The organism is Ensifer sp. VA4 (assembly GCF_055710065.1).
Genome location: NZ_JBVQPO010000018.1, coordinates 13,536 through 34,294, shown reverse-complemented (window position 1 = coordinate 34,294; position 20,759 = coordinate 13,536). Strand labels below are relative to the sequence as shown.

The following is a 20,759-nucleotide window of genomic DNA, read 5'->3' as shown; positions in this document are numbered from 1 at the left end:
GGACAACTGGCGGGACGCCAGCCGGATAGAAGAGCGTTAGCCGGCTATCCGATTTGGCTCGGCGCGAACTGGGCAACGAGTTCGTGGCGGTCGCCAGGATAAGTCAACCGCACATGCGTGACCGGCGCACGTCCGCTCCAGGTGCGGCGCTCGATGACCAGGCAGGCAGTGCCGGTCGAAATGTCGAGCGCTTGCGCTGCCATTTTGTTCGCCGCGACGGCGCGAATGCGGTGTTCGGCCGTGCTCCACGGCACCTTGCCAAGCAGCCATGAACCGGGGGCTGCGGCCTGAAACAACTCCGCCTCCGCCTCCGGCACCGCCGCAAGGCTGATCAGGCGTTCTTCGAAACAAAAAGGACGACCGCCAGCAAAGTGCCGGCACGTTACCTCCAGCAGTCGCGCCGATGCCGGAAGATCCAGGCGTTCGACGTCCCGGCCTTCCACCTTGCGGATCTTTCGCTCGTCCAGTCGAAAACTGTAATCGAGACCCAGCGATTGGACCTCGAGCTTGACGTCGTGGATTTCCATGACCGCCGACTGCACCTGGGGAAAGGTGACGTAACTGCCCGACTTGCGACGCCGCTCGATCAAGCCGCGCTTGACCAGTTCGGTCAGCGCCTTATTCACAGTCATCCGCGAGCAATCATATTGTTCCGTCAGCTCGTGTTCGAATGGGATGCGATGGCCCGGCGGCCATTCGCCGGAGAGGATGCGTCCTTCCACGTCCCCGAGGATACGCTGATGCAAAGACAAGGGTTGCCCTTGAGTGTCGACGGCATCGTCGGGCTGATCGTTCGAAACGGTTCGGTCTTGCTTGGTGTCCATGAGACCGAACTTAATCATTTCCAGGCGGCGAAACAGCCCTTCTCTAGCTGTTTCGTGCTTTTTCACCATAGCGACGGATATCCCCGGCGCACTGTTGACAGCTGTCAACATCCCGAGGAGGCAAGCGCCAACACCGGATGGTCAATAGAGGAGATGCCAGGGGTTCAAAAATGCACGCGCCCATTCCTGATTGCGATCAGACTCTTCGCAGTCAGCTTTCTCGACCGGTGCCGGCCCAACTTCGACTGTCGACTGCCGGGTCGCCTTCGGTGGCGGCGGTGCCAGATAACCAAGGGTCATTCCACCAAGATAGAACATAGCGAACCTTCTCGCGTCTCGTCTCCGATGAAAGCAATGGTGACACAATCAGCTCATCTGTCAATAGTCTATAAATTCTATACTCTTTTAGATCTTCTCGCGCCGGCCGAGAAATGGCGCCGCCAGCCCTGACACCTCGCAACATGAAAACGCCAGTTGTCCGCGGACAACTGACCCAGAAACGGGCGTTCATTTGCCGGCAAAATAGGGCGTTGGGTATAATTCGCTATGCATTTGTAAAACCGAACCGAATCGGAGCATAGTGCAGCTGCGCAGATTGTTGCGATATGACGATTTTTGCGCAGTTTTTGGGGAACTCAATGTTGCAACAGAAAATTCAAGGTCACGACGTACAGGAGCATCTGCCGACGCTTCTGGCTGCCGACGCTTTGGAACTGGCGCATCAGCTGCAGCAGCATCAAAAGAAGATCTTCCCTCCGCAAGCTCAAAAGGCCATGCGCCTCTTTAGTCCTGCCGAAGCAGCCGCCTTCATTGGAATCGGTGAAGGCTATCTAAGGCAGGTCGCCTCAGAGGGCCACGGGCCTGCTCCCTTGTCAAACGGTCGGCGCATGTACGCCGTTGAGGACATCGAACGCATCCGCCGCGTTCTCGACGAAGGCGGAAAATCCGGGAAATATATCCCACACCGCCGCGGCGACGAGAAGCTGCAGGTGCTTTCGGTCATGAATTTCAAGGGTGGGTCGGCGAAGACGACGACATCTGCCCACCTTGCCCAATATCTGGCGCTGCGCGGCTATCGGACGCTTGCGATCGACCTCGATCCACAGGCCTCGCTCTCCGCCCTCTTCGGCCACCAGCCGGAACTGGACGTTGGCGAAGGAGAAACGCTTTACGGCGCGATCCGCTACGACGAGCCGCGGCCGATTGCCGACATCGTGCGTTCGACCTACACCACCAACCTTCACCTCATTCCCGGCAATCTCGAGCTCATGGAATTCGAGCACGAGACCCCGAAGGCAATGATGATGGGGGGTGCTGCCGAGACTCTTTTCTTCGCGCGCATCGGCGACGTATTGTCGGAAATCGAGAGTTTCTACGATATCGTCGTCATCGATTGCCCGCCGCAGCTCGGCTTTTTGACCATGTCGGCTCTCTGCGCCGCGACATCCGTACTGATAACGGTGCATCCACAGATGCTCGACGTCATGTCCATGTCGCAGTTCCTGTCGATGACGAGCGAGTTGATGAGCGTCGTCGAGAAGGCCGGTGGTCGCACCAGTTACGACTGGATGCGCTATCTCGGCACACGTTTCGAGCCGAATGACGGTCCACAAAGCCAGATGACCGGTTTCATGCGCGCCATTTTCGGCAATCGCATGCTGCAGAACGCTATGGTGAAATCGACGGCCATTTCCGATGCCGGCGTGACGAAGCAGACACTTTACGAAGTCGAGCGCTCGCAATTCGTCCGTGGCACCTACGATCGCGCCATGGATTCGCTGAACCAAGTCAATGGCGAGATCGAAGAGCTGATCCGCCAGGTTTGGGGGAGGAAGTAATCGATGGCCCGCAAAAATCTGATCGGAATTACCGCTGACCAAGCCGAAAACGATGCCGACGCGGCTCTGGAACGCCTGGTCGCAGCGCGACCTATCGCCGGCCTGAGCGTCGGCGTCCGGCCTACAAGCGCTGTCGGCGGCATCACCCGGTCGCTGTCGAACATCACTCAGAAAGTTGAGCGCGCCCAGGAGTTGGAGCGCCAACTTGCCGAAGGACTTGTCGTCGTCGATCTGGACCCCGCGCTCATCGACGCCTCTTTCATCGTTGACCGCCTTGAGATCACTGCGGATGCACAATCCGCGCTCGCGGAGCAAATCCGCGAACACGGACAACAGGTTCCGATCCTCGTGCGGCCGCACCCTGACGCCGATGGGCGATACCAGGTTGCCTATGGCCATCGCCGGCTGGCAGCGGCTCGCGAGCTCGGTAAAAAGGTTCGCGCGGTTGTCCGCGATCTCAGCGACGAACAGCTGGTCGTCTCTCAAGGGCAGGAGAACAACACTCGCACGGATCTGTCCTTCATCGAACGGGCGCTGTTTGCCACGCGGCTTGAGGATCGCGGTTTCTCCCGCGAGATCATCATGTCTTCGCTTGGTGTCGACAAGGCGGCACTGTCGAAGATGATTTCCATCATTCGTCGGCTACCGATCTCGCTGATCGAGGCTGTCGGGCCGGCACCGGCGATCGGCCGACGTCGTTGGTTCGATCTCGCCGAGCTGCTGGCCCAAGATGGGAAGAGCGAGGCTGCGAACGTCTTCGTGAAGGACAAACAATTCCAGGCGGCAGGAAGTGATCAGCGTTTTGATGCGCTTTGTGCCTTCCTGAACACCTCCAAGGCGCGCGCCAGAGCCATCTCGTGGGTGGCGCCCGACGATACAACCCCGGTCCGGATCCGTGAAACAGACGGCGAAACCACGCTGTCTTTCAACAGGAGACAGGCGCCGGGCTTTGCTGATTTCGTGAGGCAGAGGCTCAAATCTCTGTACCTCGAATACCAAGAGGAAACAGGAGACTAAACAGAGCAAAAGAAAAAGGCTTCCGAACGACTAGCGCTGCGGAAACCCTTCTCTCGTGTAGCAACTGGAGAATCCCATTTCCGCGAATCGGTGTCAAGAGTTTTCAACGTCGTTTCGGCGAACGGATTTCTTTTGCCTTGAAAAAGGTGAAGACGAATGGATTGTGGGATTGTCACGACGCCCTTCGGGCGGCGGGCGATGTCGCTTGGAATGTTGGCACACCAGCTTTCCAGCGCTTCGGCCGTTAACGAAGGCAAGGTCGACAAATGGAAATTGTTTCGAACGGTCTGCGCCGCCAAGTCGAGCCTTGGGGTTTCCGATCGTTCTCTTGCCGTCTTGAACGCCTTGCTGTCGTTCTACCCGAAGACGGAACTTGCGGCGGCCGACGGCCTCGTCGTCTTTCCGTCCAACGCTCAGCTTTCGCTGAGAACGCACGGCATGGCCGAGACGACGCTCAGGCGGCATCTCGCCACCCTGATCGAGGCCGGCCTTATTCTCCGGCGCGACAGCCCCAACGGCAAACGCTACGCTCGACGCGACCGTCAAGGCGCAATCGGCCAGGCATTCGGGTTCGACCTTGCTCCGTTGCTCGCCCGTATGGCCGAGTTCGAAGCGGAGGCTGCGCGTCTCGAAGCCGATCGGCGGTATCTTCAGGTGATGCGTGAACGCGTGAGCCTCAGCCGCCGCGACGTTGCGAAGCTGGTCGATCTACTGCGCTCCTCTGACCTCGCCTATGCAGAGCAGGCGGAGATCCGCTGCCAGGCCATCTATATGTCTCTCTCGCGCAAGCCCTCCATCGCTGAAATCGAACGCGTCCTTCCCGTTCTCGCCCAACTGCAGGACGAGCTGACTAATCGTCTGGAGAACCTACTAAAAACACAAAATACGGCTGCCAATGAACGCCAAAATGAGCGGCACATACAGAATTCAGAATCCGATTATCTTTCTGAATCTGAACCGGCTGATGAAAGACTTGGGGTGAAATTGTCGTGCAAGCCTTCAGCAGATGTGCCGCAACTCAGCCACGATATGGGTAAACTCGAAAAGATCGAAACATCGGCGGTGGAAAAGCCCCATCAGCATCGCGGGGAAACCCCTTTGCTGAACCGCGCAGTACCCCTGCCGCTCGTTTTGAGAGCCTGCCCGCAGATCCGCGACTACGGCCCATCCGGTCGTATCGACAATTGGCGCGATCTTCTGACGGCCGCAACTGTGGTCAAAAACATGCTTGCGATCAGCCCTGATGCCTACGACGAAGCCTGCGCTACACTCGGCCCAGAAACGACCGCCACGGTGCTTGCCTGCCTTCTTGAACGGGCGGAGCACATTCATTCAGCGGGTGCCTATCTGCGGGATCTGACGCGCCGGGCGAAGACCCAGTCGTTCGCTGTCTCCGCAATGTTGGCGGCACGGCTACGCGCCCAGACGTCGGTTGTTGCATTGGATGGATGATTGCCGCGCTCGGAACTGAACCTGATCGGTCGGCAGCCGGTACTCCTTCGATAGTCGGCGGCACGATCTTGTGTAAGGCGAGCAAATGCGGGAAACTGGCGCGAAGGGATTCGTTGATATCTCTGGGATATTCTAATGCTCGGGATTCAATTCTGGCTCCTGCCATCTCCAAGAAAAGATTGATGTTTTCGGTCATACGGAAGCGAAATGGCTAGTTTCTTCCGTCGCGCGGACGACCATGCGGTAGTCCATATTGGACGCCTGAGAATGTGAGAACGGATGGCTCTCAGCCGAAGCGGAGCGGCCGAGCGTAAGATCAGTTCCATTGCCCAGGTTTCGCGCGCTCGTCGAAGCCGGGAACAAGCAGATGGTTTGGTTTTGGGTTGAAGGTGGCTCCGATGTTGACAGCTGTCAACCGCATGAGGCGATAGGTTTTGTTCTGCGCCATACGGCTAGGACCCAAGTCCGGCCAACAAATGTACTTGTCCGGAACCAACTTTAAGCCCTGCCCTTCCCTCTTGGCGAAACGTGCATGCCAGCAACACTGAGAGCTTCCGGCTATCGTGTTGAAGCAGTCGATGTCACATGTCATTGTTATCAACGGACCGGCCGGGGTCGGGAAGACAACGGTGAGCCGGATTCTTGCAAGGCGCCATCCCGGTGCGATCAACATCGCCGGCGACGCTTTGCGCCATTTTCCCCTGAAGACGTTCGATCCTCCTTGGGACCTGGTTCCACCTACCGGGCCGGCGCGGCACTCACCACTGCCTATCTGACGATGGGAGCTTCCAAGGTTCTCTTCGAATACGTTTTCGACGTATGCCGAAAAGCTTGATCTGTTCTGCAGCGGATTGCCCGATAAGGCACCCGTCTCTGTTTTCACGCTTTGGGCACCGAGCGATCGAGTCATTGATCGGGAAGCAAGCCGCATTGGGCGCGAGCGATTGGGGATATGGTGTTGCGGACATGCCAGGCGATCGAACGCAACCTGCATCTGCTCGGGCAGGTCGTTCCAAATACTGAGACGCAGGAATTGACCGCCCAGACGATCAGCGAAGCAATTGCCAATCCTGCAAATATCTGGCCGCGTCCGGCCAGGAAAACTAACTTGTCTGGAGACCGGCCCGCCTGATGTGTTCGTGGCGCGTCTCAAAGTGGCGCGGCTCGCTCGTGATGACATGCGTTGACAGCTGTCAACAATCGATACGCATCGAAATCTCAGGCTGATGAACTCGAGAACCGAAGATTTGCCCTGCGAGTTTGTCGGATACCATTCCCTTCACTGGCACCTTTGGCTGTGCCCGCGTTTTGACGACCTGGCCCCGAAGGCGTCGCGTCTGTGACGGAAATGATTATCATGTTACGTTCCGTTTCGACGGCAACATTCTTAGTTTGAAATGCGATACCAGATCCCCGATCCATATCATCCGGCGCTGCTTCCACTCCTGATTTCGGCGGAAGACGCCTTGGCGCGACTGGACGAACGTGCAAACCGTCATGTGGTCGAAGACGGCTTTCGTGAGCGCGGTCACTTCTTCGACGCAGCGGCAGCGCTTTGGGTGGCCGGCGAACTCGTCCATGTCGAAGACCTGGTGTTGCACGATGCCCATATGGATGCGCGTGCTCCGACGCATGAACTGACGATCGCGCATTCGATCCTTCGGGCGCGGCGGCGTATCTGGCTGGCCGAGCCGGCCTGGGCACTTTCGCCGCCGGGCCTCGCTGCCCTTCGAGGGGAGCAGGGGAACGTCTCCAATGCAGGCGATGGGCTCGCAACCACGCGGCCCGAGCCGCCGCCGACTTTAGATGATGATAGCGCTCAGCTTGAGGAGGAAGAGGAGGCAAATCCCATGGCCGCCGAGTTTGCGGCCATCGATGCGGCCATCGCCCGTTCGCAGCAACTGCTCGAAGCGCACGACAAGGACACCCTTGAAATCGCCGAACGGGCGACCCGTACGACCACGCAGGAGCCTCTCGGGCAGTTGGGCCTGCTCTTTGATGAGGAATGGGACGAGGATGCACGTATCGAGGAATGGCGCCATGCCGTCGCGACGGCGGATCAGCTACCGGCCACGCTCGGCGCTGCTCTTGTCTTCGACGCCTGGGAACGTATCGAGCCGCTGCGTCGCCAACACTGGTTGGGCTCGCTGCTCGTTAGCGCCTATCTCAGATCGCGCGGCAAGGTTACCTCGCATCTTCTCACCTTCAACACCGGGCAGAAAGCGGTTCGCTATGAGCGGCGGCGCGCGCACGATCCCGTGACACGGTGGAGCGCATTCCTCGAAGTGATGACGGCAACCGCAGATCTGGGCCTGAAAGAGCTCGACCGATTGTCGCTCGCCAAGACCCAGATGGAGATGCGTATCCGCGATCGCCGTTCCAACAGCAGCCTGCCCGCGTTGATCGAGCTCCTGCTGTCCCGTCCGATCGTTTCTGCTGCGCTCGTCGCCCAACATGCCGGGGTGACGCCTCGTGGTGCGTTGAACCTCATACGGGAACTCGGCATACGTGAAATGACCGGCCGCGGACGCTACCGCGGCTGGGGGGTGCTTTAGCTTCAGGGCGGCGCTCGCGTCGTCAAGGGGGATCGTTAAGGTGAGGTGCCTTGATGTCAGCCCATGGTGATCAGGATCAACACCACGAAGACCGCGGGCACGAGAACCAGCGCCGGAATGATAATCGCCGGGTAGCCGAAGGCGACGATCGCGAGCAACCAGATCAGAGCGCAGTTGATCAGAAACAGCACTCTTGCCGCCTGCGATCCCTGCACTGCTTCCTTCAGCATCCAACCAAATATCGGCACGTTGTAAACTAGTCTTGCAATCATTCTTCTTCCTTTCCTGGGGCAGTCCGGGTGGGGGTGCACTGTTGAGAGGCGTTCAGGTCCGGGGATGTCCGCTTCCTGCCAACCGCTGGCGCGTAAAGCCGGCGTTGGCTTCGAGGCGTTCGGGGGCGAGCAAACGCATCGTTTTTGGATGGCTGAAATCGATCAGCCCTTCCCGCTTGAAGCGATTGAGACAGCGACTGACAGTCTCGACCGTAAGGCCGAGCCAGTCGGCAAGGTCCGCCCGCGTGAGGTGCAGAGGAAAGCTCAGTCGGGCAGGATTGCCATTGCGACCGCTGTGACTGAAGATACGAGACAGTTCGATCAATGCACTTGCCACCTTCTCGCTTGCGGTCTTGCGACCAAGCAGGGTGGCATGTGCCTGCATTCGATGCAGTGTCATCTTCAACTCGCTGGCGATCGCCGAATTGTTCGCGAGCAGTTCGGCATCTCCCAGGGCTTCGATGCGTGCGATGCTCAGCGTCTCGGCCGTGGCAATGTTGCGTCCATCGACGGTGAAGCCGAAGAGTCGACCGGGGCCGAGTACATCGGTGATCTGTCTGCGACCGTCGTCGAGCAGTTGAGAGAGAACGATGCAACCGTCGAGCACGCGAAAGAGCGAGCGGTTGCGCCCCCCCTCGAAAAGCAGCGTGAAGTTTTCACCGACCACACGGCTGCGGGCGGGCAAACGCGCCTGCCTCGTCAAGGACGCGAGGGGAGGAGCCGCAGCAGAGGCGGCAGCGGATTGGGCTTCGGGCATGGGAGACGTCCGCATTGCGGATGCAAGGAGGCACGGCGCCTCGCTGCCATCCGACATCGAAGGAGGAGGGTTGACAGCTGTCAACGCAGTTTCAAAGCCGGGTAACGGCTCCGGGTGGTCCACGTGGGCTGGAGTTCGGAAAATGAACGCGGGTCGCTGGCGGCGCGGCGGTCACCGTAACGGCGGGCGAGAGGCTTCCTTGCAGGCGCTCCCCGACAGAACCGCCTAGCGGCGCCAACAAGGCCCAAAAGAACCGGCAGGCGCTGCAGACATGTTTGGGGGCCGGCTTTTCCTTCCCGTTCTCATCAATGCCGGTTTGGCAGAAGTCCGGCAACGAGCCGTCAGGAAGGGTGTAACGCGCATATTCGACCGCGGGCAGCGGAGTGGCGAGGGTCGGGCCGAGATGAGCGAATCCGAGCAGGCAAAGGGCCATGGCGCACAAGATGCGCAAGGCTCTGTCCCATCTTGATTTCGTGCGACATGTCATCGCTCAGGCTCGTCCTCGCGTCTCTCGATGAGTCAGAAATAGGCGAGGGGTTTGACAAAGCTCAATGTGGCAAACCGCGCAGGGGCAGAATGCCGCATGGCAGCAAAATACCGCGCCACCGAGTGGAGGCGCGGTATCTTAAGTCGTTGATTAATATCGATAATGCCATAAAAACGGCTGGCAGTGATCAGTCCTCCTCGACAAAAACCTCCTGGCGCTTGGCCTTTACGCTCGGAAGGAACACGACGACAAGCACGAGTGCTGCGATCAGGAGCAGGATGGCGCTGATCGGGCGGGTCACGAAGGTCGTGGGATCACCACGCGACAGGATCATGGCGCGGCGAAGGTTCTCCTCGAGCAGCGGTCCGAGCACGAAGCCGAGCAACAGCGGTGCCGGTTCGCAGCGCAGCTTCAACAGCAAGTAGCCGACCAGGCCGAAGAAGGCGACGGCATAGAGGTCGTAGACGTTGGAGTTGACGCTGTAGACCCCGATCGAGCAGAACGCCATGATGATCGGAAACAGGACGTAATAGGGGATCTTGAGCAGCTTCACCCAAAGCCCGATCAGCGGCAGGTTCAGGACCACCAGCATCAGATTGCCGATCCACATCGAGGCGATGATGCCCCAGAACAGTGCGGGCTGCTCGGTGGCGACGTTCGGGCCGGGCACGATGCCCTGGATGATCATCGCGCCGATCATCAGCGCCATGACCGGGTTGGCGGGAATACCGAGGGTCAGGAGCGGGATGAACGAGGTCTGTGCGCCGGCATTGTTGGCGCTTTCCGGACCGGCGACACCGGCGATGGCCCCATGCCCGAATTCCTCGGGTCGGTCCGAGACGCGCTTTTCCACCGTATAGGAGGCGAAGGCCGCAAGGATCGCGCCGCCGCCCGGCAGAATGCCGAGCGCCGAGCCAATGATCGTGCCACGCACGACTGGTGCAAACATGCGTTTGAAATCATCCCGCGTCGGCATCAGGTCCGTGACCTTGGCCATCAGCACTTCACGGGTACGTTCATTCTCCAGGTTGCGCAGGATCTCGGCAATGCCGAAGACGCCGACCGCAAGCGCCACGAAATTCAGGCCATCGGCGTATTCGCGGATGCCGAGGGTGAAGCGCGGCGTGCCGGAATAGATGTCGGTGCCGACCAGCCCGAGCAGCAGGCCGAGCGCCACCATCGCCAAGGCCTTGACGATCGACCCGTGGGCAAGCGCGACCGAGGAAACGAGGCCGACGATCATCAGCGAGAAATACTCGGCAGCGCCGAATTGCAGCGCGATTTCGGTTAGCGGCGGTGCGAAGACCGCAACGAGGAAGGTCGAGACGGTGCCGGCGAAGAACGAGCCGAGAGCGGCAATTGCAAGCGCTGCGCCGGCGCGCCCCTTGCGGGCCATCTGGTAGCCGTCGATAGCCGTGACCGCAGAAGAGGATTCGCCGGGCATATTGATCAGGATGGCGGTGGTCGAGCCGCCATATTGGGCGCCGTAGTAGATGCCGGCGAGCATGATTAGCGACGAGACCGGCTCGAGTTGGAAGGTAATCGGCAGCAGCATGGCGATGGTCGCCGTGGCCCCGATGCCGGGAAGTACGCCAATCAAGGTGCCGAGCAAAACGCCGATCAGGCAGAAAAGTAGATTGGCAGGCGAGGCGGCGGTTGCGAAGCCGAGCGCAAGATTGCTGAAGAGTTCCATCGCACGTCTCCTAGAACTGGACCCAGGGGCCGAAGCGCTGGAAAGGCAGGCCGAGGCCATAGCTGAACACCGCCACGGAGAAGGCCGTCAGCGCCAGGGAAAGCGCCAGTGCTATAAGCGGCCTCATCCGGCTCGAAGCGAAGCAGGCGATCAACGCCGTGAAGAACAGCGCCGGCACGAAGCCGAGGCCCCGGACCGTCAGGCCGAAGAAGATGGGGGCGGGCAGGATGAAGGCCATGCCGCGCAGCGCGATCGGGCCCATGGGCTCGCCTTGGACGCGGGTGGACTGAACGAGGATCACGATGCCGAGCAGCGTCAGAATAGCCGCGAGCATCAGCGGGAAGTAGCCAGGACCCATGCGGAAGGCGGTGCCAAGCTCGAGGTTGAAGGCCTGCCAGGCGAAGAACAGCCCGACCGCCGTCAGTATCCCGCCGCAGAGCGCATTGGTGGTATCGAAGGAGAGTGATTTCATCGTGTCCCCATTTTGTTCGAGCGGGGCAGCCGGCCGAGGCTTTTGTTACGGCCTCCCGCATTGGCATTACCGGCGTAATGCCGGGTTCGCGCAATTGGCGGCGGAAGGTTGACAGCTGTCAACGGCAGTTGACGGCGTTTGACCTCTCCGGGCACCGTCGCGGCATCCCAATGTCAGAAGCACCGCGCTTCCGTGCGAACCGGCGCGCGGCGCGACGAGCGGCGGTCAGTCGGCGTATTGGCCGGCAGCTTCGATCACCGGCTTCCAGCGGGCGATCTCGCTCTCGAGCTTCGCCTTCAGCGCGGCTGGGGTCGCATCAACGTCCGATGAGGGTTCTGTGCCGAGCTCGCCGAAGCGGGCGACAACGTTCGGATCCTTGAGCGCGACCTGCAGCGACTTCGACAGGCGTTCGGTCACTTCCGCTGGCGTGCCCTTCGGGGCGTAGATGCCGTGCCAGATGCCGACCTGAAGGTTCGGCAGGCCGGCTTCCGTCGTCGTCGGCAGATCGGGGAAGACCTTGAGGCGCTGCGGCGAGGTGACCGCATAGGCCTTGATCGTGCCGCCCTGAATCTGCTTCGTGGTGTTGGTCGTCTGGTCGCACATGATGTCGACCTGACCGCCGAGAAGATCGGTCATCGCCGGGCCCGTTCCCTTGTAAGGCACGGTGGTCAGCTGTGTCTCGATGGCGCTCATGAACATCATGCCGCAAAGATGCGAGGCAGCGCCGATACCGGCATTGGCGACCGTCACCGTATCCTTGTTCGCCTTGACGTAGTCGACGAGACCCTTGAGGTCGGTCGGCTCGAGATCCTTGCGCGCGACGATGGTCATCGGCACTTCGGTGACGAGGCCGACATACTCAAAGGAATTCAGCGTGTCGTAGGCAAGCTTGCGATAGAGCGTGGCGCTGGTCGCCATGCCGATATGGTGCAGCAGCACCGTGTAGCCATCGGGATCGGCTTGCGCGACACGCCCGGCGCCGAGCGTGCCGCCGGCGCCGCCGACGTTCTCGACGATGATCTGCTGGCCGAGATCCTTGGACATGGATTCGGCCACGAGACGCGCGACGGTATCCGTCGGGCCACCGGCAGAGAAAGGCACGACCATGGTGATCGAACGTTCGGGGTAGGTCTGCGCGTTGGCGGAAACGGCGAAAAGTGAAAGGGCGGCGACAGCGCCGAGCAGGGCATTCAGGGTCTTCATCTCTTCCTCCCGGATGAAATATCGGCCAGCCGGCAAGGTTTCCTCCCGCGCCGGATCTGGGTACCCCAATTTGCAAACGCAATCATAGCATAGACAACGGCTTAGCGGGGCGACGGCACGTATTTGTCGGGCCCAGGCTTTGATTTGGGTGGATTTGGAAACATGCGGCCGATCGCATGGGTGGATTTCCACCCATTACAGCCCCATTGCAATTCAAGCAGAGATCCTGTGTCGAGTTTTGACAGCTTCACCTGCCATGTCGAACCTTTGCTGGTTGCGCTACGTCTTCTCCAAACTGCCGCAGCCACCCGACGATCCGGAGATCGACGACCTGCCGCCGCGACAAAACTCAGCCAACCTGAATTGCGCTTCAAGCTGGTTACTGCGTGCAATCAAACGCGCGGTTGAGTGCGTGTTGTAATCGCCAGCACCCACGACAGACCGGAAGCCGTGGGATGTTGGGGAGGGAGGCGCAATGAGCCAGCCGACGGACGGACGTCATCTGCTCATGAGCGGAAAAGTGGCTCACGGTCGGTTGCGAGCTGCCACTCCAGATGCTCGGACATGAAGGGACTTGGGTCAGATCGCCGACCTTGCCGACGCGATCGGCGCAGGATGGAAGTGCGCAAGGTCAGAAGCGTGTCTTACTCATAATTCCTGTAGTAGACGACGAGTCGTCTTTATCCTATCGGTTGAGTATGAGAACGAGCCTCGAACATCTTCCCGAGAAGAAGCAGCGCGAGCTTGCCCGCGTCGTGGAGATCGTCCACGAGGAGTTTGCCGATGCGCTCGAGGGTGGCTCGGCCGACTTCAAGAAGCGCGGGCGGATCCTGAAGATCATCCTGTTCGGCTCCTACGCCCGCGGCACCTTTGTTGACGAACCGCATACGATGAAGGGCTATCGCTCGGATTACGATATCCTCGTCATCGTCAATTCGAAGAAGCTCGCAGAACCGCACATATGGGACAAGGCGACCGACCGTCTGATTTGGGACAAGGGCGTCTCGACGCCGGTTGGGCTGATTGTCCATGGCGCCCGCGAGGTGAACAACTTCCTGGCCGACGGCCAATATTTCTTCGTCGATATTCTGCGCGATGGCATCGTGCTCTACGAACTCGACGATCGGCCTCTGGCCGAGCCGAAACGGCTCTCGCCTACCGATGCGCTTCGGGTGGCTAGGGAGCATTCCGAAAGACAGGATGAAAATGCGAAGCGCTTCCTCGACTTGGCGCGCGTCGCGACATCCAATCGTTGGGCAAACCATGCCGCCTTTTTATTATATCAGGCAGTCGAGACCGCCTATTCTCGCCTACTCCTGACGCTCACCAATTACAGCCCACCGTCACACAATCTCAAATTTCTCCGCGGTCTCGCCGAGGACCGTGATCAGCGGCTCATCGAGGCCTGGCCGCGGGATCAGCATCGCTTCAGCGCCTGGTACAACATTCTCAACGAAGCCTATGTGAAGGCACGCTATTCGAAGCACTTCGAGGTCACCGAAGAAGCGCTTGCCTGGCTTCTCGAACGGACAGAGCATCTCCACCGACTTGTGGAGACGATTTGTACGGAGCGGCTGACCGAACTGGCTCGAGCAGCGGCCACGACCTAACTCCTCGCCTCGCTTGCGCAAGTCAGCGCTTCGTGTCCGCAATGGTGCGACAGCCTCGCATACTGCCGGCGCGATTGCCGGGCCATGGAGTTCTTCGTCATTTGAGGTGCATCGCGGTGGGAGGCCAGCACCATGCCCTCTCATTGGAAACGGTGTTGTTAGCCGATTATCCGGGCTGCTCGTACGTTCTTTTGTTGTCGGTTTTGCTCTTGCAGGACTGAGCCGACTGGACTGCTTATCCGAGCGGCGTCACGTGATAGCGAAAACGATCGCGAATATGACGGTTGAAGAACCGGCCTTTAGAGAAGACGCGTCGGAAAGCCTCGTATGTCTCTGGCGGGACGTTTTCATAGTCGTATCGGTTCTGTGTCGTTACTAGCCAGATTGAAAGTTTTCGCGTCTGCGGATCGTAGTCGGCCCGCCTGATGAGATTGGAAGGCATTAGGAACCTCCGTGAAAAAGCAAGTGGTTCTCGTTTGATATCTAGTTTGGAGTCGTAAGCTTTCGATGTTGGGCCCCCACAACTTTGCGATAGGGTGTTCACCAATGCCGCCCAGTTCGGAAGCTGCCGGACTGACGGTCTTCTTCCAAATGCTGGGCTTGAGGCGATCTAGGTGTGCAACCGTGACGCTCTACCCCGCTGGTTCTACGTCCTTGTATAGCGTGCCGCCTGCGCGACACGCTTATGCCGTGACCACTGCATGGCCTCGGGAGGGGAATGGGAATGCCGCGGATGCCGGCCTCAGTCAGATAGCCCGCCGCAATCCATGCGCCGAAAACAATGCCGGATCGAGACAGCCTGTTTGCGGCGGCGTTTCAGGATCAGATTGACCGATTGCGGCGTCAGCGCCCGCCGGTCGATGTTGTCCCAGGAGCGCATGTTCGTCGTCGTCGCTGGCGGTCGTCTTCGTTCGGCCCAGGCGGATGGAGAGGCTGGGGAGGAGAGGGGAGTCTTGATCGGCGGGACGGACGGGCTCTTCGTCGGTGAGGTCCTCGATGCGCAGTGCTGCCAGTTCGGACAGTCGACGCCGCCGGAGGCGAATGCGACCAGAAGCAGAGCCCGATCGCGCACGTCCACCAGGCGCTCGCCAGTCAGGCCAGCAACAATTGAGCCAGAACGTCGGCTGTAACCGACTTTGCTCTTGCGCTGTCGTGGTCGCGCGCTGGCGCGAACGGCAAGGCGCAGGGCGGACTTGAGCAGCCCGAAGCAACCGACGAGCGCGCAGGCCCTTTTCTACCTCCGCCGGCATGCCGTGGGTCGGATCCTCGGCGCGCTTCACCGGATCCCAGAGTTGGTAGGCGACGAATTTGAGCAGCAGGATCGGGCGCGGGCCAAGAGAGGGGAGTGCCAGTGGCGAGTTGGCGAAGCCTAGGTCATCCTTTCTTGCCAACGTTTGGGTAGGGAGCATGGAAAACCGCGGTACGTTGAGACCATTCGCGGTATCAAGGTGTTGATGTTAGCCTGTCCGGCCGCTTAAACCTTCATAGGCGACGAAGCCACATCGGCCTTTCGGAAATCGGAGCAATATTTATGAGCCGCCAACTTTCTCTCCCACGCGACCGAATTTCCGTGCTTCTGCTGGAAGGCATTAGCCAGACCGCGGTGGACTACTTTTCGTCGTCCGGCTACACCAACCTCATTCATTTGCCGAAGGCGCTCGACGACAACGATCTTAGGCGCCACATCGCCGACGCTCATATCATCGGCATTCGTTCCCGCACGCAGCTGACGGACGAGATCTTCGAATCCGCCAAGAAACTGATCGCCGTTGGCTGTTTTTCCGTGGGTACGAACCAAGTCGATCTGGATGCGGCGCGGCGGCGCGGCATTCCGGTGTTCAATGCACCTTATTCAAATACGCGATCGGTGGCCGAGCTTGTGATCGGCGAGATTATCATGCTGACAAGGCAGATCTTTCCGCGCTCGGCTTCCGCGCATCAAGGTGGGTGGGAGAAGTCCGCTGTCGGCAGCCGGGAGGTCCGCGGCAAAACGCTCGGCATTGTCGGCTACGGCAATATCGGATCGCAGCTCAGCGCGCTTGCCGAAAGCATGGGCATGGTCGTGCGTTACTTCGATCTTTCCGATCGGCTGCGCCGGGGCAATTCGGAGTCGATGGCTTCGCTCGGCGACCTTCTCGAAATTTCTGACTATGTGACAATGCACGTTCCCGAAACACCCTCGACTCATAACATGATCACCGAGACCGAATTGCGCCGCATGAAGAGGGGCGCCATCTTCATCAATAATTCTCGCGGCACGGTGGTCGATCTCGATGCGCTTGCGAAAGTCCTGAAAGACGGGCATCTAGCGGGTGCGGCCGTCGACGTCTTCCCCAAGGAGCCAGCATCGAACAACGAGCGTTTTGAGACGCCGTTGCAAGGCTTGAACAATGTCATTCTGACGCCGCATATCGGCGGCTCCACTGAGGAAGCCCAAGAGCGCATCGGCGGCGAGGTTTCAAGGAAGCTGGTCGAGTATTCCGACATCGGCTCAACGATGGGCGCCGTCAACTTTCCGCAGGTACAGCTGCCCGAACGACCGAACGGCACGCGTTTCATTCACGTGCATGAAAACCGCCCCGGCATGCTCATCCAACTCAACGAGATCTTCTCGTCGCGCGGGCTAAACATCATGGCTGAGTTCCTTCAGACGCATGGCGACACGGGCTATGTGGTGGTCGAGGCCGAAGGAATTTCCGCAAATGCCGAGGAGATTCTTCAGTCCCTACGCGAAATTCCTGGAACGATACGAACGCGATTACTCTACTGACAGCTGACCGGAGCTCAGCGCACCAGCGAATGAGCACCTTTGGTTTGATGCCATCGCTGAGCTCGTAGGCTTGGTGGAGCCGTGTGCGGTCGGAACTGCCCCGCCGTTCCTGCATGGGTGGGCTTCGTCCACAAGGTCCCGGACGGAGGAGGGCTGCCATTTCTTGCCGCCGCGCACGGGTCGTTCTCCCATCTGGTCCAGTTGCGCGGGAACGCGGGACCTTCCTTGATCTGAGCCTCGTCGAGCCAGTATCTCAGTGCCGATACCGGCCGGCCGATCAGGATCAGACGCCCGTCCTCGTCGCTTGTCGTCGTCTTTGTGCGGCCGAGGCGGCTCGAAAGGCAGGGAAGGGGAGGGGAGGCCATATCGTTCGGATCGGCACGAACGGGATCTTCGCCGACGAGATCCTCGACCCGCAATGCCGCGACTTCGGATTGCCGCCGCCCGCCAGACGCGAAAGCGGCCAGAAGCAGGGCCCGGTCGCGCAGATCGACCAGCCGCTCGCCACCGCAAGCCTGCAGCAGCTTTGGCCAGAATGTCGGCCGTGACGGCCTTCTTGCTTTCTCGTTGTCGTGGTCGCGCGCTCGCGCGCACTGCGAGCCGCAACGCGGATTTGAGCGAGGGGGATCGACCAGCTCGTCAGCCGTCGGCGCATCGTGTTGGGAGCATGGGGGCTTTTTGCTCCCAGCAGGCGACGATCGCGCAACCCGGCCTCCACGTCCGCGGGCGGCATGCTGTGGTCCGGATCCTCGCGCGCTTGACCGGGTCCCAGAGATGATGGGCGACGAACTTCAGCAGTAGACTTTCCGGGGCCGGCCAGGGGAGGGGAAACCCAGTAGCGAGGTTGCACCCTTCGAGATAGCCAAGGTCTGACGCAAGCGCCCGCAGCGTATTGCCTCCCATGCCCTCGCCGGCGAGATGCTTAAGCGTAGCGACGTCTTCATCGGTGAGAAGGGCTGAAGCCGGTCGCGCCGATCGAAGGGCAGGATGGCGTCCAGAGCGCCGAGTTCTTCAGCGCCGAAACATCCGCGGGCGCTTTTGCTGGGTCGGTTCGAGCTGCCATGAACAATTCCTCACGCCGCATCGATGTCGGTTTGCGAAAAATCGTTACCCTTGTAGAGGAGCGGTTCTCCGGACAGCGCGGCAAGAGCATAGGAAAAACAATCGCCGTAGTTGAGGCTGGCCGGATGACGGCCCTTGCCATAGCGCCGCCAAGCGCGCCGCGCACGATCGGCATGTTCGGCTGTAACCGGCACGATTTCGACTTCTGCCTTGTAAAGCCAGAGGTCGAGGTCGGCGCCTGCGGCTTCCCCAAGTCGAGTTTCGATCACCAAGGCTGCCTCAAGAACGGTCGCTGCGGAGATGAGCCTTACGGGGTCGTCTGCGATGCGCTCGCGGAAAGTGGCCGCTTCCGGCTCATTGAAGGCGATGGCGGCAAGAACGGATGTATCGATGACCATCAGGATGGCAGTCCGTTCTCGTCGTAGCCGAGAATCTCGTCGGCGGTTCGGCCGTCGAGTACAGGTCGGTCGTTCCAGCGTCGCTGAATCGCTTCGAGATCCTCGAGAAGAGCGGCTTTGCGCATGTCAGAGCCAAGGCGTCGCAGGCGCTCTTCGAGCGCGCGCTTAGTTGCCAGTGTAATGCTTTCGCCGGTCCGTTCGGCAAGAGTGCGGGCCAGCTGTTCGGTGTCGTGGTCTTTGATGCTCAGCGCCATACTGTCGTCCAAGGTTCCTAATTGTCTAGATTATACCTTTGTAACATAGTCGCGGGCCGCGGGCAATGCGAGGGATTGGGCCTGCTTATCAGCGCGACTGCTTCCATACTCATCAATATCGATACCTGATAACTATCGATAGTGATGCTGCGAGCAAATCAGCGTCAGGCTGACGGAAGGATAACCGTAATTAGCTTCCGCTTGCGAGATTTTCTATGTTAATACATATAGTTGATTGTTCATTAATTCCTTCAGAGGGGCGGCGCCTGCACACGTGAACCGCAAGGCGCTCGTTATTGCAATCCCAGTGAACCTGATCCTCGCAGAGCGCGCGAGCGGCTCGATGTTGTCGGTGCGGCTCGGCACGTTCACCATCCTCCCATACGACGGGTCTCAGATTTTCTCGGCGCATCGGCACTATATCGTTTTCGGTTGGGTGCCTGCGTATTACGCCACAACCGGGTAGAACGGCTTTCCCCAATCCTGGCCGGGATTGTCCATCATCAGATCGACGAAGACCGGCATCAAAAAACCAAGGATCGCCGCGCCGTCACGAACCTGCGTCCGGTTAACGCCGCTATTCCAGGTCGATCCGCCATGCACAATCTGATTGCGCAGAACGTAGAGACGGTCAAAGACGAAACTCAGCACTCGGGCGGTGTCACCGCCCTGAAACGCCTGCGCAAAGGCCCGCTGCGATGCCTTCAGGCGGTCCTCCCATTCTTCGAACCCCTCGATCCCGTTGTGATGTTGCCAGAATGGGTTGAACACGTAGCGGTTTTCCATGAGCAACCTGACGGGCCCGGAGAACCGCTGCCAGAGCGCCTTGTAGATGCGCTTCTTATCGTCGAGCGCGATGAGCCTCCCGAAATAGTCGACGAAAGCTGCCCGCTCGCCCTGCGCCACGGCATGGAATTCGCACTCGTCGGCATAGGCTGCGTTAAAGGCAAGCCAGAGGAAGATGAAGCGGCGTCGTCGTCATCGCCGGAGGCTTCGGCGCGCCCGATCCAGCTAATCGCCCGGTGGACGCGCAGTCCCATCGTTCCGGGAAATCCTTCTCGAACAGCACGCTGCTTGGCCTTGAGCGTTGCATGGTCAATGACGTCCTTCATCAATAATCCTTTCTCAAATCAAAATCCGGTCACGGCAAAGCTTCAAAATCCGAGCGCTGGTGGCCCTCCACCAGCTTGCGCAGTCCGGCGGGCGCGATGACCTCCACCTGGTCGCCCCATTGGTAGAGGTGCCAGGCCATCTCGAGCCATCCGGCTGCATGAAACCGGACGATCAGACACCCGTCGTCCTGTGGCTCCAGCACCTGCGTCGGGTGAAAGCGGAACTCGGCGGCGCGCGCGGCGGCCGCGGGCGCGAAACGCCAGATCACTTCGCCATACTGCGCGGGATCCTGATAGACGCCGAAGGCTTGCGCGGCGTAGTCCTCGAGCGAGAATCCCGATTTCAGCGCAAAGCTCTCATCGAGGCACTCAGCCGCGCGGACACGGTCCATCCGGAAGTTTAGCAGCGCGTTCCCTCGCGAGGGCTGACGCGCGACGAGATAGCTGCGGTGCCCCAGAAGTAATCCATGGGGCTCGATCACGCGTTCAGGGGCTTCTGCTTCGCCGTAACTCACCCGGAGCCGGAACGGGCCGCGCAAGGCCTCGATTACAGCATCGAGCACTTCAGGTGCAAGATTAACCTTGGGGCCGGGGCGCGTGACTTGGCCGAGCGCGGTCAGCACCGCTTCGACATCCGCCTCGGTCCGGAGCGCATCCTTGGGCGCAAGACGCGCGAGCAATCCGTCCCGCAGATCCGCGAGCGCCTGGGCATGGCGCAAGCGACCCTGTTCGCCGGCCGTGCGGGCCGCGATCTCCAGGGCCTCGACCGCCGTCTCCTCCAGGGCGTCGGTCATGCGTTGCGCCGTCCTGTGCGAGACGCCGAATTCCTCGCAAATCTCATCAAGGCAGATTCCGGCACGACGGGTAGCCGCCATCCGGGCAAGCCGGAGCAGATCTTGGGCCTTCGAGAAGGACATGGACACTCCATGTCAGAGATTGACATCCATGCAAGCTATTAATGATCTAGCAATCTGTCGAGGCGA

At 60.0% G+C, this 20,759-nt stretch carries 18 protein-coding genes and 3 pseudogenes; 6 read left to right on the top strand and 15 right to left on the bottom strand.

Annotated features, from left to right (window positions below):
• Window positions 1-44: 44 nt before the first annotated feature.
• Both hutC and AC0C6X_RS26710 read right to left on the bottom strand, forming a co-directional pair.
• Window positions 45-824 (bottom strand): histidine utilization repressor, encoded by a 780-nt coding sequence (gene hutC / locus AC0C6X_RS26715; protein WP_173520179.1) that lies wholly within the window; start codon window positions 822-824, stop codon window positions 45-47.
• Window positions 825-965: 141 nt separating this feature from the next.
• Window positions 966-1,142, bottom strand: coding sequence for a hypothetical protein (locus AC0C6X_RS26710; protein ID WP_472956097.1), 177 nt, complete (start codon window positions 1,140-1,142; stop codon window positions 966-968).
• Between the two features lie 389 nt (window positions 1,143-1,531).
• Here AC0C6X_RS26710 and repA point away from each other — a divergent pair, with 389 nt between their 5' ends.
• From repA to AC0C6X_RS26690, 4 genes are all read left to right on the top strand, one after another.
• Complete coding sequence (repA, locus tag AC0C6X_RS26705; protein WP_247959296.1) at window positions 1,532-2,662, top strand: plasmid partitioning protein RepA; 1,131 nt, start codon at window positions 1,532-1,534, stop codon at window positions 2,660-2,662.
• A gap of 3 nt (window positions 2,663-2,665) precedes the next feature.
• The gene (gene repB / locus AC0C6X_RS26700; protein ID WP_173519421.1) at window positions 2,666-3,679 is read left to right on the top strand and encodes a plasmid partitioning protein RepB; all 1,014 of its coding nucleotides are present in this window, start codon (window positions 2,666-2,668) and stop codon (window positions 3,677-3,679) included.
• A gap of 156 nt (window positions 3,680-3,835) precedes the next feature.
• On the top strand, window positions 3,836-5,131 hold the full coding sequence (repC, locus tag AC0C6X_RS26695) for a plasmid replication protein RepC (protein WP_472956095.1): 1,296 nt from the start codon (window positions 3,836-3,838) through the stop codon (window positions 5,129-5,131).
• 1,397 nt (window positions 5,132-6,528) lie between these two features.
• Complete coding sequence (locus AC0C6X_RS26690; RefSeq protein ID WP_472956093.1) at window positions 6,529-7,686, top strand: RHE_PE00001 family protein; 1,158 nt, start codon at window positions 6,529-6,531, stop codon at window positions 7,684-7,686.
• Between the two features lie 56 nt (window positions 7,687-7,742).
• On the opposite strand, the gene AC0C6X_RS26685 is transcribed toward AC0C6X_RS26690, so the two are convergent.
• The 5 genes from AC0C6X_RS26685 to AC0C6X_RS26665 form a co-directional block, all read right to left on the bottom strand.
• Window positions 7,743-7,958, bottom strand: coding sequence for a hypothetical protein (locus AC0C6X_RS26685; protein WP_472956090.1), 216 nt, complete (start codon window positions 7,956-7,958; stop codon window positions 7,743-7,745).
• A gap of 52 nt (window positions 7,959-8,010) precedes the next feature.
• Window positions 8,011-8,838: a Crp/Fnr family transcriptional regulator gene (locus AC0C6X_RS26680; protein WP_472956087.1), complete on the bottom strand. Its 828-nt coding sequence runs from the start codon at window positions 8,836-8,838 to the stop codon at window positions 8,011-8,013.
• 551 nt (window positions 8,839-9,389) lie between these two features.
• Window positions 9,390-10,895: a tripartite tricarboxylate transporter permease gene (locus AC0C6X_RS26675; protein WP_173519415.1), complete on the bottom strand. Its 1,506-nt coding sequence runs from the start codon at window positions 10,893-10,895 to the stop codon at window positions 9,390-9,392.
• A 10-nt stretch (window positions 10,896-10,905) separates the two neighbouring features.
• Window positions 10,906-11,367: a tripartite tricarboxylate transporter TctB family protein gene (locus AC0C6X_RS26670; protein ID WP_472956084.1), complete on the bottom strand. Its 462-nt coding sequence runs from the start codon at window positions 11,365-11,367 to the stop codon at window positions 10,906-10,908.
• A 225-nt stretch (window positions 11,368-11,592) separates the two neighbouring features.
• Entirely contained in the window at window positions 11,593-12,570 is a 978-nt protein-coding gene (locus AC0C6X_RS26665; protein ID WP_472956082.1) for a tripartite tricarboxylate transporter substrate-binding protein, read from the bottom strand.
• A 698-nt stretch (window positions 12,571-13,268) separates the two neighbouring features.
• On the opposite strand from AC0C6X_RS26665, the gene AC0C6X_RS26660 reads away from it, so the two are divergent.
• Window positions 13,269-14,180 (top strand): nucleotidyltransferase and HEPN domain-containing protein, encoded by a 912-nt coding sequence (locus AC0C6X_RS26660; protein ID WP_472956080.1) that lies wholly within the window; start codon window positions 13,269-13,271, stop codon window positions 14,178-14,180.
• A gap of 235 nt (window positions 14,181-14,415) precedes the next feature.
• Here AC0C6X_RS26660 and AC0C6X_RS26655 read toward each other — a convergent pair whose 3' ends face one another.
• Both AC0C6X_RS26655 and AC0C6X_RS26650 read right to left on the bottom strand, forming a co-directional pair.
• Window positions 14,416-14,622, bottom strand: a complete 207-nt coding sequence (locus AC0C6X_RS26655) for a KTSC domain-containing protein (RefSeq protein ID WP_472956079.1) — start codon at window positions 14,620-14,622, stop codon at window positions 14,416-14,418.
• Window positions 14,623-14,826: 204 nt separating this feature from the next.
• Window positions 14,827-15,542, bottom strand: a pseudogene (locus AC0C6X_RS26650) (site-specific integrase); the annotation flags it as partial.
• Window positions 15,543-15,711: 169 nt separating this feature from the next.
• On the opposite strand from AC0C6X_RS26650, the gene serA reads away from it, so the two are divergent.
• A complete protein-coding gene (serA, locus tag AC0C6X_RS26645) occupies window positions 15,712-16,950 on the top strand; it encodes a phosphoglycerate dehydrogenase (protein WP_472956078.1) in 1,239 nt (412 codons plus the stop codon).
• Window positions 16,951-17,067: 117 nt separating this feature from the next.
• Here the strand turns inward: serA and AC0C6X_RS26640 are convergent.
• From AC0C6X_RS26640 to AC0C6X_RS26615, 6 genes and pseudogenes are all read right to left on the bottom strand, one after another.
• Window positions 17,068-17,163 (bottom strand): annotated as a pseudogene (locus AC0C6X_RS26640) (recombinase family protein); the annotation flags it as partial.
• A pseudogene (locus AC0C6X_RS26635) lies at window positions 17,133-18,020 on the bottom strand (site-specific integrase); the annotation flags it as partial. The pseudogenes AC0C6X_RS26635 and AC0C6X_RS26640, both read right to left, overlap by 31 nt.
• 3 nt (window positions 18,021-18,023) lie before the next feature.
• Window positions 18,024-18,410 carry a type II toxin-antitoxin system VapC family toxin gene (locus tag AC0C6X_RS26630; protein WP_173519410.1) on the bottom strand — a complete coding sequence of 129 codons (387 nt, stop codon included), beginning with the start codon at window positions 18,408-18,410 and terminating at the stop codon, window positions 18,024-18,026.
• A complete protein-coding gene (locus tag AC0C6X_RS26625; RefSeq protein ID WP_173519409.1) occupies window positions 18,410-18,664 on the bottom strand; it encodes a type II toxin-antitoxin system VapB family antitoxin in 255 nt (84 codons plus the stop codon). Before AC0C6X_RS26625 ends, AC0C6X_RS26630 begins: the two co-directional genes overlap by 1 nt.
• A gap of 447 nt (window positions 18,665-19,111) precedes the next feature.
• Window positions 19,112-19,570, bottom strand: coding sequence for a hypothetical protein (locus AC0C6X_RS26620; RefSeq protein WP_472956075.1), 459 nt, complete (start codon window positions 19,568-19,570; stop codon window positions 19,112-19,114).
• 235 nt (window positions 19,571-19,805) lie between these two features.
• Window positions 19,806-20,693 carry a helix-turn-helix transcriptional regulator gene (locus tag AC0C6X_RS26615; RefSeq protein ID WP_472956074.1) on the bottom strand — a complete coding sequence of 296 codons (888 nt, stop codon included), beginning with the start codon at window positions 20,691-20,693 and terminating at the stop codon, window positions 19,806-19,808.
• Window positions 20,694-20,759: the final 66 nt, after the last annotated feature.

Excerpts from the sequence above, each read along its gene's own strand:
- hutC (WP_173520179.1), bottom strand. The coding sequence starts at position 824 with ATGGACACCAAGCAAGACCGAACCGTTTCGAACGATCAGCCCGACGAT.
- AC0C6X_RS26710 (WP_472956097.1), bottom strand. The coding sequence starts at position 1,142 with ATGTTCTATCTTGGTGGAATGACCCTTGGTTATCTGGCACCGCCGCCA.
- repB (WP_173519421.1), top strand. The coding sequence starts at position 2,666 with ATGGCCCGCAAAAATCTGATCGGAATTACCGCTGACCAAGCCGAAAAC.
- repC (WP_472956095.1), top strand. The coding sequence starts at position 3,836 with ATGGATTGTGGGATTGTCACGACGCCCTTCGGGCGGCGGGCGATGTCG.
- AC0C6X_RS26690 (WP_472956093.1), top strand. The coding sequence starts at position 6,529 with ATGCGATACCAGATCCCCGATCCATATCATCCGGCGCTGCTTCCACTC.
- AC0C6X_RS26685 (WP_472956090.1), bottom strand. The coding sequence starts at position 7,958 with ATGATTGCAAGACTAGTTTACAACGTGCCGATATTTGGTTGGATGCTG.
- AC0C6X_RS26675 (WP_173519415.1), bottom strand. The coding sequence starts at position 10,895 with ATGGAACTCTTCAGCAATCTTGCGCTCGGCTTCGCAACCGCCGCCTCG.
- AC0C6X_RS26670 (WP_472956084.1), bottom strand. The coding sequence starts at position 11,367 with ATGAAATCACTCTCCTTCGATACCACCAATGCGCTCTGCGGCGGGATA.
- AC0C6X_RS26665 (WP_472956082.1), bottom strand. The coding sequence starts at position 12,570 with ATGAAGACCCTGAATGCCCTGCTCGGCGCTGTCGCCGCCCTTTCACTT.
- AC0C6X_RS26660 (WP_472956080.1), top strand. The coding sequence starts at position 13,269 with ATGAGAACGAGCCTCGAACATCTTCCCGAGAAGAAGCAGCGCGAGCTT.
- AC0C6X_RS26655 (WP_472956079.1), bottom strand. The coding sequence starts at position 14,622 with ATGCCTTCCAATCTCATCAGGCGGGCCGACTACGATCCGCAGACGCGA.
- serA (WP_472956078.1), top strand. The coding sequence starts at position 15,712 with ATGAGCCGCCAACTTTCTCTCCCACGCGACCGAATTTCCGTGCTTCTG.
- AC0C6X_RS26630 (WP_173519410.1), bottom strand. The coding sequence starts at position 18,410 with ATGGTCATCGATACATCCGTTCTTGCCGCCATCGCCTTCAATGAGCCG.
- AC0C6X_RS26625 (WP_173519409.1), bottom strand. The coding sequence starts at position 18,664 with ATGGCGCTGAGCATCAAAGACCACGACACCGAACAGCTGGCCCGCACT.
- AC0C6X_RS26615 (WP_472956074.1), bottom strand. The coding sequence starts at position 20,693 with ATGTCCTTCTCGAAGGCCCAAGATCTGCTCCGGCTTGCCCGGATGGCG.